Source organism: Acidovorax sp. GW821-FHT10A04 (genome assembly GCF_059415825.1).
Genome location: NZ_JBWKNZ010000009.1, coordinates 69233 through 84044, shown reverse-complemented (window position 1 = coordinate 84044; position 14812 = coordinate 69233). Strand labels below are relative to the sequence as shown.

12 protein-coding genes and 1 tRNA gene are annotated in these 14812 nt (G+C 68.8%); 5 read left to right on the top strand and 8 right to left on the bottom strand.

Features of this window, described 5'->3' with window-relative positions; genetic code table 11:
• Positions 1-11: 11 nt before the first annotated feature.
• On the top strand, positions 12-2363 hold the full coding sequence (locus AC07PF_RS19415) for a CHASE2 domain-containing protein (RefSeq protein WP_494612919.1): 2352 nt from the start codon (positions 12-14) through the stop codon (positions 2361-2363).
• A gap of 20 nt (positions 2364-2383) precedes the next feature.
• On the opposite strand, the gene AC07PF_RS19410 is transcribed toward AC07PF_RS19415, so the two are convergent.
• Positions 2384-2695 carry a hypothetical protein gene (locus AC07PF_RS19410; protein WP_007851564.1) on the bottom strand — a complete coding sequence of 104 codons (312 nt, stop codon included), beginning with the start codon at positions 2693-2695 and terminating at the stop codon, positions 2384-2386.
• Positions 2696-2910: 215 nt separating this feature from the next.
• Between AC07PF_RS19410 and AC07PF_RS19405 the strand changes: the two genes are divergently transcribed.
• Positions 2911-3531, top strand: a complete 621-nt coding sequence (locus tag AC07PF_RS19405; RefSeq protein ID WP_494612918.1) for a LysE/ArgO family amino acid transporter — start codon at positions 2911-2913, stop codon at positions 3529-3531.
• Here the strand turns inward: AC07PF_RS19405 and AC07PF_RS19400 are convergent.
• The 5 genes from AC07PF_RS19400 to AC07PF_RS19380 form a co-directional block, all read right to left on the bottom strand.
• A complete protein-coding gene (locus AC07PF_RS19400) occupies positions 3513-4223 on the bottom strand; it encodes an ABC transporter ATP-binding protein (protein ID WP_494612917.1) in 711 nt (236 codons plus the stop codon). The two genes, AC07PF_RS19405 and AC07PF_RS19400, sit on opposite strands and share 19 nt — an antisense overlap.
• A 10-nt stretch (positions 4224-4233) precedes the next feature.
• A complete protein-coding gene (locus AC07PF_RS19395; RefSeq protein WP_494612916.1) occupies positions 4234-6045 on the bottom strand; it encodes a branched-chain amino acid ABC transporter ATP-binding protein/permease in 1812 nt (603 codons plus the stop codon).
• Between the two features lie 7 nt (positions 6046-6052).
• Complete coding sequence (locus AC07PF_RS19390; RefSeq protein ID WP_145695567.1) at positions 6053-6970, bottom strand: branched-chain amino acid ABC transporter permease; 918 nt, start codon at positions 6968-6970, stop codon at positions 6053-6055.
• Positions 6971-7007: 37 nt separating this feature from the next.
• Complete coding sequence (locus tag AC07PF_RS19385) at positions 7008-8231, bottom strand: ABC transporter substrate-binding protein (RefSeq protein WP_494612915.1); 1224 nt, start codon at positions 8229-8231, stop codon at positions 7008-7010.
• 73 nt (positions 8232-8304) lie between these two features.
• A complete protein-coding gene (locus AC07PF_RS19380; protein ID WP_494612914.1) occupies positions 8305-9705 on the bottom strand; it encodes a hydroxymethylglutaryl-CoA reductase, degradative in 1401 nt (466 codons plus the stop codon).
• Between the two features lie 38 nt (positions 9706-9743).
• Between AC07PF_RS19380 and AC07PF_RS19375 the strand changes: the two genes are divergently transcribed.
• A complete protein-coding gene (locus tag AC07PF_RS19375; protein ID WP_494612913.1) occupies positions 9744-11162 on the top strand; it encodes an aminotransferase-like domain-containing protein in 1419 nt (472 codons plus the stop codon).
• A 35-nt stretch (positions 11163-11197) separates the two neighbouring features.
• Positions 11198-12160: a cation diffusion facilitator family transporter gene (locus AC07PF_RS19370; protein ID WP_494612912.1), complete on the top strand. Its 963-nt coding sequence runs from the start codon at positions 11198-11200 to the stop codon at positions 12158-12160.
• A gap of 12 nt (positions 12161-12172) precedes the next feature.
• On the opposite strand, the gene AC07PF_RS19365 is transcribed toward AC07PF_RS19370, so the two are convergent.
• Both AC07PF_RS19365 and AC07PF_RS19360 read right to left on the bottom strand, forming a co-directional pair.
• Complete coding sequence (locus tag AC07PF_RS19365; RefSeq protein ID WP_494612911.1) at positions 12173-12808, bottom strand: SPRY domain-containing protein; 636 nt, start codon at positions 12806-12808, stop codon at positions 12173-12175.
• Positions 12809-13037: 229 nt separating this feature from the next.
• Positions 13038-13127: transfer RNA gene (locus AC07PF_RS19360), tRNA-Ser, on the bottom strand.
• A 257-nt stretch (positions 13128-13384) separates the two neighbouring features.
• On the opposite strand from AC07PF_RS19360, the gene AC07PF_RS19355 reads away from it, so the two are divergent.
• Positions 13385-14788, top strand: a complete 1404-nt coding sequence (locus AC07PF_RS19355) for an RtcB family protein (RefSeq protein ID WP_494612910.1) — start codon at positions 13385-13387, stop codon at positions 14786-14788.
• Positions 14789-14812: the final 24 nt, after the last annotated feature.

Genomic DNA, 14812 nt, shown 5'->3' with positions numbered 1-14812 from the left:
CCTTGCGGTCGATGCCCACGCAGCACTCCCGCACGCGCAACCAGCAGCGGCGGGTCGAATGGGCCGCCATCGCGCTCACGCTGCTGGCCCTGGTGGCCTGGCTGAGTTCACCGAGCGCACTACCGCGCACCAACCACCTGGTGCAGGACACCGGCTTGCGCCTGGTGTCGCGCCCGCCGCAGCCCGGCATCGCCGTGATCGCGGTGGACGACCGCAGCATCGGCGTGATCGGCCGCTGGCCCTGGCGGCGCGCCCTGCATGCCCAGCTGATCCAGAACGTGTCGCGCCAGGCACCGCTGGTGATCGGCATGGACGTGCTGTTCAACGAAGAAGACCTCGACTACCCCGAGGACGATCTGCTGCTGACCGATGCCGTCGCCAGGAGTGGCCGGGTGGTGCTGCCGGTGATGCAGCGCCAGGGCCCGTACGAACCGGGCGATGGTGCCGACCGGCCGATGCCCGCGCTGGAGCAGGCCGCCGCCCGGCTCGGGCATGTGCACGTGGCCACGGACGAGGACGGCGTGGTGCGCAGCCTGTATGCGCGCGAGGGACCGGCCAGCGCGCCCTGGCAGCACTTCAGCATCGCCATGCGCTGCGTGGCCACGCCATCCCTCGGTGGCTGCCCGCCGGCGCGCTGGAGCGCCCCCCCTGCCGACGGCGCCCGCTGGGAACGTGCGGGCCGCCGCCTGATCCCCTACGCGGGCGGGCCGGGGCACTTCACCACCTACTCCTACATCGACGTGCTGCGCGGTGAGGTGCCAGCCGATGCCTTCCGCGGCAAGTACGTGCTCGTGGGCTCGATCGCCGCCGGGCTGGGCGACATGTTCGCCACCCCGGTGGGCCAGGAGTCGCGCCTGATGCCGGGCGTGGAAGTCATCGCCCAGGTGCTCGACGCCGACCTCGCGGGGGTGCACATCCACAGCGCACCGCCGGCGCTGAACATGGCCTTCAACCTGCTGCCGGTGGTGCTGGCGCTGCTGGCGCTGCTGCTGCTCGGCCCCTTCGCCGCCCTGCTCACCAGCATTGCACTGGGCGCCCTGACCCTGGCCCTGGCCGTGCTGCTGCCCGTCTGGAGCGGCCTGCAATTCGCGCCCGCTGCGGCCCTGATCGGGCTGGTGCTGGCCTACCCGCTGTGGAGCTGGCGGCGCCTGAGTGCCGCGGCCCAGTTCCTCCGGCTGCAGATGGAGAACCTGCAGCGCCAGGGCCTGGTGATCCCGCTGCGCGGCCCGGCGGCCAGCACCGGCGACTTCCTGGAGCGGCGTATCAACGCGGTGGAATATGCCTCGCGCCAGCTGCGCGACATGCACCACTTCGTGAGCGAGAGCCTGCAGCAGCTGCCCTCGCCCACCATGGTCTGCGACACCGAGGGCCGCATCCTGCTGGCCAACACGGCCGCGCGGCGGCACCTGCTGGGCGTGGCCGAGGTCGAGGGCGACCCGATGGTCTGGCCCTTGCAGGGCCGCCAGATCGCCGATGTGCTCGGCGACCTGATCGACATCGCCACCGAGCAGCCGCTGGTGACCCCGGAGCGGCTGGCCAGCCGCAACCTGCCCGCGCGCCGCGAGGGGCGCGATGCCAAGGGCCGCAGCGTGCTGGTGCAAAGCCGCCAGTTCACCGACCTGGCGCAATCGGGCTGGCTCGTGACCCTGGTGGACCTGACCGAGATCCGCAGCGCGCTGCAACAACGTGACGAGGCCATGCACTTCATCTCGCATGACATCCGCGCGCCCAATGCCTCCATCCTCACGCTGCTGGAGATGCACCAAGCCTATCCGGGCCGCATGTCGGACGCTGAACTCATGCAGCTCATCGCGCGCTATGCCAAGACTTCGCTGGGCATGGCCGAGAACTTCATCCAGCTGGCCAGTGCCGAATCGCAGGCGATGCGGCGCGAACCCCTGGACCTGGTGGACGTGCTGCACCAGACCGTGGACGAGGTCTGGGTGCTGGCGCGCGACGCAGATGTGCAGGTGCTGGTGGCCGGGGCGCCGGAGACCGCCCCGTTCATGGGCGACCGCTCGCTGCTGTGCCGCGCGCTGGCCAATGTGGTGAACAACGCCGTCAAGTACAGCCCACGGGGCAGCACCGTGCACTGCACCCTGGCAGAGCGGCCCGGCAAGTGGGTGCTGGCGGTGCGCGACGAAGGCCCCGGCATTGCACCCGCACTGCAGGACAAGCTGTTCGCCCCCTTCCAGCGCCTGCATGACCGCAGCCACCCCGGCATTGCCGGCGTGGGGCTGGGGCTGGCCCTGGTACGCACCGTGGTGCAGCGCCATGGTGGCAGCATCGAGGTCGAGAGCGACGAAGGCAAGGGCGCGGAATTCAGGCTGGTGCTGCCGCAGGGCGAGGCACCAGCGCAGTAGCCACCGCCACCGATGGCTCCTCAGGCGGTGGCTTCGGCTTCCAGGTGCACCGGGTCGGCCAGGGCATCGCCCTCACCGGCCAGCAGGCCGATGCAGTCGAGCGCCGTGGGTGGATCGCAAGGCTTGGCATACACGCGCAGCGCAATGTCCTGCGCGGCGGGCGAGAAGAACAGCCACAGCTTGTCCGCCTGCTTGTCGTAGCACGAGAACAGCGCGCGCTTGGAACCTGCCGGCGAGACCAGGAACTGCGACATGAACATCTGCTGGATGCGCTGGGTGGGCTCAAAGGCCTGGGCATCGTTGCCCAGCGATAGCTTGTACCAACTTTTCATGGAAGCCTTCCTTTCGACCGCGAGGTCTGTTGTGTCTGGCTCCATGGTATTTTTGGACACGGGATTCCTGGCCTCCCGCAGCGCCCGAAGACCTGTAGGACGGGCGCCACTGCGGCCGCAGGAGCCGCTGACGGCCAACGACCTGCGGGAGGATCCCCTATGATGGCGGCACACCATCTGTACCGGTCCAGCTTGAGAGGTTGTCGGCATGTTCCATGTTCGACCTCTCTTCCCTCCTGCAGGGCTTTATTCTGGGCCTCGGTGTCTTTCTGTGCCCCGGGCCCAAGGACATCCTCATCCTGCGCGAGGCCCTGGCGGGCCGGCCCGCAGCAGTGCTGATCGGCGTGGGCGTGGGCAGCGATGCCGCCCTGATCGCCCTGGGCATCCTGGGCCTTTCGGCCGCACTGAACCAGGCCCCGGGCTGGCAGGCTGCGGCCCTGTGGCTGGGCATCGGCCTGCTGCTGGTGCATGGAGCCAAGGCCCTGCGCAGTGCCTTGCACCCCGTCCATGAACCACGCCCGGGCCCCGCGCCGGATCGGTCCGCAGGCTTGCGACCTGTGCTGCTGACCTCCTTGCTGAACCCGGCCGCCTGGATGGACACGGTCCTCGTCATCGGCACCGTGGGTGCCTCGCTGGCCCCCGGTGCCCGGCCGGGTTTTGCCGCCGGGGCCGTGGCTGCCTCGCTGTTGTGGTTTGTCGCCCTGGTGGCGGGAGCCGGGCATGCGCGGCGCCACATGGCATCTGCGCGCACCGGGCGCCTGCTCGATGCAGGCGTGGCCCTGGCCGTGCTGGGCATGGCGGCCTACCTGGCCTGGGCTCAGTGCTTGCCCAGGTAGGCCTCGCGCACGGCGGGGTCTTCCAGCAGGGCCCGGGCCGGGCCCGACGAGGCAATTTCGCCGGTCTTGAGCACATAGGCCCGGTCGGCCACCTTGAGCGCCTGGTTGGCCATCTGCTCCACCAGCAGGATGGTCATGCCGCGCTGCTTGAGCGCGCGGATCACACCGAAGATCTCCTTGACGATCAGCGGCGCCAGGCCCAGCGAGGGCTCGTCGAGCAGCAGCAGGCGCGGGCGCGCCATCAGTGCCCGGCCGATGGCCAGCATCTGCTGCTCGCCACCGCTCAGGGTACCGGCCATCTGGTGCTGGCGCTCGCGCAGGCGCGGGAAGGTGGTGAACTGCGCTTCCAGGTCCGAGCCGATGGACGCATCGCCGGCAGGCCGCAGGTAGGCGCCCAGCAGCAGGTTGTCGCGCACGCTCTGGTCCGGGAACACCTGGCGCCCCTCGGGCGACTGGGCAATGCCCAGGGCCACGCGCCGGTGCGCCGGCGTGCGTGCGAGGTCCTGGCCGTCGAACACGATGTGCCCGCCGGCACACGGCTCCAGGCCCGAGATGGCCTTCATCAGCGTGCTCTTGCCCGCGCCGTTGCCACCGATGAGGGTCACCACCTCCCCGGCCGCGACCGTGAGGCTCACACCCTTCAGGGCCTGGATGGCGCCGTAGTTCACTGCGAGTTGTTCGATTTGGAGCATGGACGACGCCTCAGGCAGGGACAGGGGATGGTGTGGCGACGGCGATGCTCTCCTCCTCGTCATCCACGCCCAGGTAGGCGGCGATGACCCTGGGGTCCACCTGCATGGCCGCCGGCGTGCCCTCGGCGATCTTGGCGCCGTAGTCGAGCACCACCACGTGGTCGGACACGGCCATCACCAGGTCCATGTGGTGCTCGATCAGCAGCACGGTGATGCCCTTGGCGCCGATGCGCCGGATCAGCTCCGTCAGCGCCTGTGTCTCCTGCGGGTTCAGGCCGGCAGCCGGCTCGTCGAGCAGCAGCAGGCGCGGCTGCGTGGCCAGCGCACGGGCCAGCTCCAGCCGGCGCTGCAGGCCGTAGGGCAGGCTGCCGGCCTCGTCGTGGGCACGGTCGAGCATGCCCACGAACTGCAGCAGCCGCACCGCCTCCTCGCGCGCCTGGCGCTCCTCGTGCCGCGCTGCGGGCAGGCCCAGCAGGCTGGCCCCGAAGCCCACGCGCAGGTGCGGGTGCAGGCCCACCAGCACGTTGTCCAGCACACTCATGTGGGTGAACAGCTTGAGGTTCTGGAACGTACGCCCTATGCCCAGCCGGCAGATCTGGCTGGTGCGCACGCGGGCAATGCCCTGGCCTGCGAATTCGATGCTCCCCCGGTCCGGCGCCACGATGCCCGACAGGATGTTGAGCAGCGTGGTCTTGCCGGCACCGTTGGGGCCGATCAGCGCATGCACATGGCCCGCGCGCAGCGACAGGCTGACCTCGTTGGTCGGCACCACGCCGCCATAGGCCTTGTACAGCCCGCTGGCGTTGAGCATCACGCCCCCAGCCTCGACCCCCGCGGCCTGGCGCGGCTGCCACTCGCCCTGCACCACCGGCAATGGCGGCGCCTGCTGCAGCCGCGGCCACAGGCGCCGCCCCAGCCGCTGCAGCGAGCCGGCCAGGCCCTGGGGCATGGCATAGAGCGCAAACAGCAGCAGCGCCCCGTAGGTGAAATGCTGCAACCCGGGCCAGCGCGCGAGGAAGGCGTCGAGCAGCGTGAGGGCGATGGCGCCCACCGCCGGACCCATGACTGAGGGGCCGCCGAACAGCACGATGAGCAGCAAAAAGATCGACAGGTTGAAGCTGATGAAGTCGGAGTTGATGTACTGGTTCTGCTGCGCCACCAGGGCCCCTGCCACGCCGCAGGTGACGGCGCTGATGACGAAGGCCAGCACCTTGGTGCGGTAGACGTCGATGCCCACGCTCTCGGCCGCCACCTCCGCCGCCTGCACGGCCTGGAAGGCGCGGCCGTACTTGCCCCCGAGCAGGGTACGCAGCAGGAGGTGGGTGGCCAGCGCAAAGGCCAGCACCAGCCAGGCCCAGCCGCGCATGTCCAGCATGCGCCCGCCGATGGACGGCGGCACGATGCCGTAGATGCCCTGCTGGCCGCCAAAGGGCACCTGCCATTCGGTCACGATCTTCTCGACCACGATGCCGAAGCCGATGGTCACCATGGCCAGCGACGGGCCCTTGACGCGCAGCGAGGGCAACGCGATCAGCACGCCGAAGAGCCCCGCCACCACGGCCGCGGCCAGCAGCGCCAGCCAGGGGTTCCAGCCCGCCTGGGCCGTGAGCAGCGCCGCCGTGTAGGCCCCGGCAGCGAACAGGCCGGCATGGCCGAGCGACTTCTGCCCGCTCCAGCCGACCAGCACGTTCAGGCCGGCGGCAGCCAGGTAGTACATGCCGGCCGTGAAGATGATCTTGAGATGGAAGTCGTTGCTGATCGCCAGCGGGACCAGCACGGCCGCCGTAGCGGCGGCGATGAACGCAAGGGTATGGGTGCGCATGGTGCGGTCACACCTTCTCGAAGGGCTTCTGGCCGAACAGCCCCTCGGGCTTGACCACCAGCACCAGGATGATGAGCGCGAAGACCGTGATCTCGCGCAGCTCGGCCCGCCACAGGCCCACCAGGGCTTCGATGCAGCCCAGCATGAACCCGCCGGCAATGCAGCCGCGCGGGTTGGTGAGCCCGCCCACGATGGCCGACGAGAACGCCTTGAGCGCGATGGCCAGGCCCATGAAGACCGAGGCCGTGGTGATGGGCGCGATCAGCAGGCCGGCCAGTCCTGCCAGGCTCGACGAGATCACGAAGGCCAGCACCACGATGGCGCCGACGTTGATGCCCATGAGGGCCGCGGCCTGCTTGTTCACCGCCACCGCACGCACGGCCTTGCCGACCTTGGTGCGGCGCAGCACATGGTCCAGCACCAGCATGACCACGGCCGTGACGCACAGCACCAGGATCTCCTGCGCGCGGATGCCGGCCCCGGCGATGCGGATCACTTCGTCGCCCAGCGGCGAAGGCATGGCCATGGAGCCAGGGCCCCAGATGGCCAGCGCCGTGTTCTGCACGATGATGCCGAAGCCGATGGTGCTCATGACCCAGGCCATGCCGGTGGCACCGACGAAGGGCCGCACCGCCGTGAAGTACAGCACCACGCCCAGCAGCGCCAGCACCGCCAGCGACACCACGAGCGCCAGGCCATAGCGCGCGAACGTCACGTCGGCTGCGGCCAGCACGCCGGTGTGGCCCTTGCCCGAGAGCAGCAGCAAGGTGGCCACCGCGATGAAGGAGCCCGCGACCAGGAACTCGCCCTGGCCGAAGTTGAGCGTCTTGGTCGTCGTGTGGGTGATGCTGAAACCCAGGGCGACGAGCGCATAGATTCCACCGAGGGCCAGGCCGCTCAGCAAGGCTTGCAGGACATTGGTCATGGGCTGTGGGGCTCCGCTCTGGCGCGCTGGGCGCGCATCACTTCTTGTAGTCGGCCGGCGTCAGCGCCTTGGTGATGGCGTCTTCATAGGCCGACACCTTGCCATCGCGCCAGCGCGCCAGGTGGAAGTCGGCGACCGAGAGCGCCTCGTGGTCGCCCTTGGCGAACGGCTTCTGGTAGAGCTTGACCACGCCCTGGGTGTCGGGCACGCCGTTCTCCAGCGTGGCGGCGAGCTTGTCGCCATCGGTGCTGCCGGCCTTCTTCACGGCAGCGGCCAGCAGCATCACCGAGTCGTAGGACTGCGCGGCCGCCACGAAGGTGGGCAGTTGCGGGTAGCGCTCGCGCACGCGGGCCGCCAGTGCCACGGCGCGCGGGTTGCTGTCCTCGGCCGTGGAGGTGGCGAAGATGATGTGCTCGGCCAGCTTCTTGCCCGCCGTGTTGAGCAGCGGCGTGCTCATGTTGCCCCAGGTGCCCAGCGTGGTCGGCATGTAGTTGATCTTCTCCATGCTGCGCAGCAGCTGGGCGTTGGCATCGGCCAGGCCGTAGACGATGAGCGTGTCGGCCCCGGCATCGCGGATCTTGGCCAGCTGCGAGGTCATGTCCGTGTCCTTGGGGCCGAATTTTTCCACCGCCACGGCCTTGTTGCCGTGCAGGGCCAGCACCTCGGTCAGGTCCTTCACGCCCTGCTGGCCGAAGCCTGTGGAGTCGGCGATGAAGGCGATCTTCTGGTTCTTGGTGGCCTTGACGGCGTAGGCGATGAGCAGCGCCACCTGCTCGCGGTCCACCATGGAGACGCGGTAGATGTAGTTCTGCGCCTCGTTGGCGTAGCGCTTGGTGATGTCGGTGGCAGTGGCCACGGGCACGATCACGGGCACCTTCTTTTGCTGGGGAATGTGCAGCCAGGCCAGCGCATTGCCCGAGTTGGTGGGCCCGACCACGGCGGCCACCTTCTCGCTGTCGATCAGCTCGGTCATGTTCTGGATGGACTTCGGGGGCTGGCCCGTGTCGTCGCGCACGATGCCCACGACCTTCCTGCCCAGCAGGCCGCCGGCCTTGTTGATGTCCTCGATGGCCAGGTCGAAGCCATGGCGCGCGGCCACGCCCAGCTCGGCCGCGCCGGTGCCCGACTGGTCGGCATTGAAGCCGAAACGGATGTCCTGCGCCTGGGCCGTGGACAGGCCCAGGGCCAGCGCCGCAGCCGCGATCAGCGGCCGGACCAGGGAGGGAATGCGGTGGTTCAGCGTCGTCGTCTTCGTCGTCATGTCTTGTCTCCTGTCGCTGTCATGGGAAAAGGCGGCCCTGTTGCGGGCCTGCCGGGCTTGCCCGAGGGCTCTGTCAGCTTCTGATCTCTGCCAGCAGCGCCAGCGCGCGGTCCACGCGCACGTCGTGCTCCTGCGCCATCTGTTTGGCAACGCGGTCGATCTCGTCCCCCGAGGCGCCGGCCACCAGTGCGATGTTGCGGGCATGCAGCGCCATGTGGCCGCGCTGGATGCCTTCGGTGGAGAGTGCGCGCAGCGCGCCCAGGTTCTGCGCCAGGCCCACGGCCACGGCCACCTCGCCCAGCTCCTGCGCCGACTGCACGCCGAGGATACGCAAGGCCAGGCGCGCCAGCGGGTGGGTCTTGGTGGCGCCACCCACCAGGCCCACGGGCATGGGCATCTCGATGCTGCCGACCAGGGCGCCGCTGGCGTCCTTCTCCCAGCGCGTGAGCGAGGTGTAGCGCCCACCGCGGCAGGCGTAGGCATGGGCGCCGGCCTCCACCGCGCGCCAGTCGTTGCCGGTGGCGACGATGACGGGGTCGATGCCGTTCATGATGCCCTTGTTGTGCGTGGCCGCGCGGTAGGGATCGATCACGGCGAAGCTGCAGGCGTCGACGATGCCGTCGATGATGCGCTCGCCACTGTGCTCTGCCGTGGCCATCACCTCGGGCGTGAGCCGCACGCGCGCCCGGGCCAGGCGCAGGTCGGCCAGGTTGGACAAAATGCGCAGGCGCACCGTGCCGCCGGTGATCTGCTCCACCAGCGGCGAGACGGCCTCGGCCATGGTGTTGACGGTGTTGGCGCCCATGGCGTCGCGCACGTCCACGATGAGGTGCATGACGACCATGGCGCCACGCGGCGCGTCGTCAAACACATGCACCTCGATGTCGCGGCAGCCGCCGCCCAGGCCGATCAGCACCTTGTCGCGGCTGTTGGCCACGGCCAGGATCGCCTCGCGCTGCAGCAGCAGGGCCTGGCGCGCGCCGTAGGGGTCCCTGATGCCGATCACCTGCACCTGGGCACGCATCAGCGGCCCGGTGCTCGATGCCTGGAAGCCCCCGCACTCGCGCGCCAGCTTGGCCATGTACGAGGCCGCGGCCACCACCGAGGGTTCCTCGACCACCATGGGCACGAGCACCTCGCGGCCATTGACCTGGAAGTTGCCGGCCACGGCCAGAGGCAGCTCGAAGGTGCCGATGACGTTCTCGATCATGCCGTTGGCCCGCTCCACGCCCAGCGCGCCAGGCCGGGCCAGCAGCACGGCCTCGTCGGCGGTGAGCCCCGCAGCCTCCACCACGTGGTCGAAACGCTGGGCAGGGCTGAGTGCACGGAACTGGGGAAGGCGGGAGTCGGCGACCATTTGGGGTTGTCCTCGGGATGTAAGTCGTTGGGCGATGGGGCGGACTCTAGGCCATCTGTACCAGTGTCGATGGGTACAGTTTTCAGGGACAGTTGTGCCATCTGTCCGGGTACACATGGGCTGTGTCATAGTGGCCCAACCGCTTTGGAACCCCCATGAAAGCCGCGCCCAAGACCGCCTCGCTGACCCTCACCCTGGCCGACTCCATCGACCGCCAGATCCGCGACGGCGCCTACCAGGTGGGGGACAAGCTGCCCTCGCTGCGCGAGCTGGCGCAACTGCACGGCTATGCCAAGAACACCATCGTCGCGGCCTTCGAGATGCTGGTGGCGCGCGGGCTGATCGAGCCGCGCCGGGGCTCGGGCTACTTCGTGCGCGCGCAGCCCCAGGCCTCCGCCCAGGAGGAAGAGGCCGGCTCACTCGGCCGCGCCATGGACATCGTCTGGCTGATGCGCGAGCAGCTCAAGTCCGAGCCCGGCGAACTGGCCGTGGGCGACGGCTTTCCGCCCGTGGAATGGCTGGCCGACGTGCGCCTGGACAAGTTCCACCACAAGGTGGTGCGCACCGGCCTCGGGGCCCTGTTCCGCTACGGCAACCGCTTCGGCTACGAGCCGCTGCGCCACCACCTGGTGCGCAAGCTCGCGGACCTGGGCATCGGTACCGAACCGCGGCAGATCGTGCTCACGCACGGGGCCAACGAGGCCATGGACATCGTGGTGCGCTATTTCGTGCCGCCGGGCGCGCCGGTGCTGGTGGACGACCCGGGCTACTACCCGCTGTTCGGCAAGCTCAAGCTGGCGGGCGCGCACATCGTAGGCGTACCGCGCCTGGCCGACGGTCCCGACCTCGACGCGCTGGAGCAACTGCTCATCGTGCACAAGCCGCGGCTGTTCTTCACCCAGTCGGTGGCGCACAACCCCACGGGCTCGGACCTCACGGCGGCCAAGGCCTACCGCGTGCTGCAGCTGGCGCAGAAGTACGACCTGATGATCGTGGAGAACGACCCGCTGGCCGACTTCAAGCCCACCAGCGCGCCGCGCCTGTCCTCGCTGGACCAGCTCGAACGCACGATCTACATCGGCAGCTTTTCCAAGTCCTTCTCGGCCGCGCTGCGCGTGGGGTACATCGCCTGCGGGGCCGACCTGGCCAGCGACATCGCCGACCTCAAGGCCCTGATCCACGTGAGCAGCTCGGAGTACAGCGAGCGCACCGTGGACGTGATCCTGAGCGAAGGCCACTACCAGCGCCACATCCAGCGCCTGCGCAACCGCCTGGCCGCGGCCACGCAGAGCGCCACGCAGCTCTTCGACGCCGTGGGTGCCGAGGTGTTCACACGCAACCCGCAGTCGCTGTACCAGTGGGTGGCCTTGCCGGGCGTGCAGGACTCGCTGGCCTTCGCCCAGCAGATGCTGCCGCGCAAGATCGTCATGGCGCCGGGGCGCATCTTCTCGGTGGACTTTGCAGCCACCTCGCGCTGGTCGCGCTTCAACGTGGGCGCGGTGACCGACCCGCGCTTTGCGAAGGCCTTGCGCAAGGCGCTGGTGCAGGCGGCGGACGCCGCCGGGCGGGACTGAGGGACAGCCGCCCCGCCTGGTTCAGAATGGCCGCCATGCACGAACCACACGCCCACGCACCCGGCGAGCCCCACGGGCACGGGGACCACGACCACGGCCATTCACAGGGCGGCGAGCACAGCCATGCACCGTCGGTCACCGCCTCCAACGAGCAGCGCATCCGCCTGGTCTTCCTGATGACGGCCGGCTATGCCGCGGTGCAGGCCATCGGCGGGGCGCTGTCGGGCTCGCTGGCGCTGATCGCCGATGCCGGGCACATGGTCTCCGACGCGGCGGCTTTGCTGCTGGCGCTGGTTGCCTACCGCGTGGCACGGCGCCCTCCGGACCTGAAGCGCACCTATGGCTTTCACCGCGTGCGCGTGCTCGCGGCGCTGGCCAACGGGGCCTCGCTGCTGCTGCTCGTGGCCTGGATCGCCTGGGAAGCCGTGCAGCGCCTTCGCACGCCCTCGGAAGTGCAGGCCGGACCCATGCTCATCGTGGCGACCATCGGCCTGGCGGTGAACCTGGTGGGCGCCTGGATCCTCATGCGTGGCGAGCGCAACGACGGCAACCTGCGCGGCGCCCTGCTGCATGTGGTCGGGGATCTGCTCGGCTCGGTGGGAGCCATCGCGGCGGCCATCGGCATCATGGCCACGGGCTGGACGGTGCTCGACCCGCTGCTCTCGGTGCTGGTGGCCGTGCTGGTCGTGCGCTCGGCCTGGGGGCTGGTGTCGGATGCGCTGGTGGTGCTGCTGCAGTCCGCGCCCCGGGGGCTGGACCTGGCAGCCGCCGAGACGGGCATACGCGCCCTGCCCGGGGTGGCCGAGGTGGGCCATTTCCATGCCTGGACCTTGACGGACGACAGCACCGTGGCCACGGTGCACGTAACGCCGGCCGCGGGCACCGACCCGCTGGCCCTGCCAGCGCAGGTGGCCGGCTACCTGCGCCGCGCGTACGGCATCGGCCATGCCACGGTGCAGGTGGATGCGCCGGGCCACATCGAGGCCCCGGCGCACTGAACGGGCTATCTATCAGCGGTAGGTGAAGTCCGCGACGATCGAGACGGCTGCCGCCACCGGGGTGGTGAGGGTCAGCGTACCCGTCATGCGGCCGGTGTTGCCGCTGAAGGTGCAGGTCGACATGGTCCAGGTGGCCTGCGCAGCGCCTGCGTTCTGCAACACCGTCTGCTGCAGTGCCGGATCGCTGCAGAACGCGGCCTGGTTGGCGGGCTTGGGCATGTTGTTGATGGTGATCAGTGGCACGGGCGTGCCCTGCGCCGTCACGCGGATGTCCAGGGTGGCGTTGCTGGGGGTGCCGGCATCGATGACCACATCACCGAAGCTCACCAGCGTGAAGCCGGGGCCGGTCAGGCTGACGGCAGGGTAGAGGGTGCCACCAAAGTTCAGCTGCGGAATGCGCAGCACATTGCCCGCCGAGGTGAAGCTGATGTCCGCACCCACGCTGGAATCGTTGAGGCGCAGCTGGCCGGGCGAGACCAGCTGGATCACCACGTCGCGGAACTTGAGGTTGCCGTCGATCTGCAGGATGGGGAAGCGCAGGCGACCCGTGGCGGCATCGAACACGGCAGGGTCGGCCGCGTGGGCCGGGAACATCATGACCGCACCAGCGACGAAAGCGAAGGCAGCGGCGGTTTTACGAAGCATCATGAACACATCCTTTTGACGTCAGGAATTGGCAAAGCAGGGCGAATGAATCTCCCTGCAAATTCTCACACGAAGAGAACGCAAGAGATAGCGACAAACGGGTGAGCTGCAGAAAGCGAACATGCCTCGCGATCCCCACGGCCCATGGGGCGCACCAGGCAAGTCCTGCCGCGGATGCGATGGGCAAAAGAAAAAGCCCCGTGCCATTTGCGATGGCACGGGGCTTTGTCAGTGGCGGAGAGGGTGGGATTCGAACCCACGGTAGTGTTGCCACTACGCCTGATTTCGAGTCAGGTACATTCGACCACTCTGCCACCTCTCCTATGTGTCGAAGCCTGCGATTATAGCAGGCTTTTTTGGCGCATTGCAATTGTATTGCCCGCCACTCCCGCTTGCCCAGCACGGAGCGGCACGGATATACTGCGCGCCTTTCCTTACTTGACCCTGCTGCTGCAAGAAGGACGCTTCCCGGCCCTCACAGGCCCCGGGTGTCTTTCATCGTCCGGGATCAGGCTGCTTCACACGACCGAAGCGCCCCGGACACAGCGAGTGCCAACCGGCCTCGCGGAATTTGCAGCTATGGGTACCTACCAACGACTTCAGCGCGCCTTTGCGCGCACCGGCATCGCCCTGGACTATCGCGACGGCATCTACCATGTGCGCGATGGCCAGGCCGAGGCCCATATTCTTTTGCCCGAAAGCCTCCCCTTGGAGGACAAGGCAGTTCGCCAGCTCCTGGCCTTTGCAGCCGTACAGCGGCCGGATGGGCACGCCGCCGTCTGCCGGGCCTGTGCCACACCGGACTTTCACCCGGGCACGGTGGCGCCCGTCGGCAGCATCGTGGCCACGCCCGCAGACTTCGTGATCCCGGCCGCCATCGGCACGGACATCAACTGCAGCGTTCGCCTGCTGACCACTGGCGCCCGCCTGGACCAGTTGGCCCCGCACAAGGATCGGCTGGTCAATCTGCTCACGGCAAGTCTGCTGAACAACGGGCGCGACGTACCTGTGACCACCCGAGCGTTCCGCGCGCTCTTCGATGAAGGGCCGCAGGCCTTTATCGACCGGTTGGGTAGCGACGGGATTTGGGCCCATACCGACACGGCCCGCTTGCATGCCGAGCTCGATCAATGCATTGGCCTGGCGAGCTTTGGTGGCAGTGCACGCTACGCGCCCGATGCCTACTTGCAGGAACGGCATGCCGTGTTCCGCGACCCCTGCCTGGGCACCGTGGGCTCGGGCAACCATTTCGTCGAGTTGCAGGTGGTCGAGAAGATCCTGGACCGGCATGCCGCCTACCATGCCGGACTGCGCGCTGGTGACGTGGTGGTGATGATCCACAGTGGCTCACGCGACATCGGCTTCTACGTGGGCCAGGCCTGGATGGACCGCGCCAAGGCTGAATGGCCGCACGGGCAGAAGCACCCCGCCAGCGGCTTGTATGGTCTGTCAGGGCCTCTGGCTGAGGAATACCTGCAAGCCATGGGCGTTGCCGCCCGGTACGCCTGGGCCAACCGCGTCGTGCTGGCCGAGCTGGTCCGCAAGGACCTGGCACAGCTCATCGGCGCGTCCGATTCGCGCCTGGTGGTGGATGTGCCGCACAACGTGGTCCTGCAAGAGAAAGGGATGAACATCCATCGCAAGGGAGCCACGCCAGCAAACGAAGGCGACTTCGCGCTGATTCCGGGGTCCATGGGGGATGCCTCCTACCTGGTGACAGGCCTGGGGTCGGCCGAATGGCTCTGGTCCTGCAGCCATGGCGCAGGTCGAAGCATGCGGCGCCAGGCCATGCGGGCGATGCACCCCAATCCGGCCAACGCTGGCGAGCAGGCCTGGCAGTGCGTGACGCTGCGCGAAGAGCGCCGCATCGAGGAGGCACCGCAGGCCTACAAACCCATCGGGCCGGTGATCGACGCCCAGGAGTCGGCAGGGCTGGTGCGACCGGCTGTGCGGCTTCGGCCCTGGGTCACGTTCAAGGCATGACGCCGGTCCCCGGAAGGTGCCCGC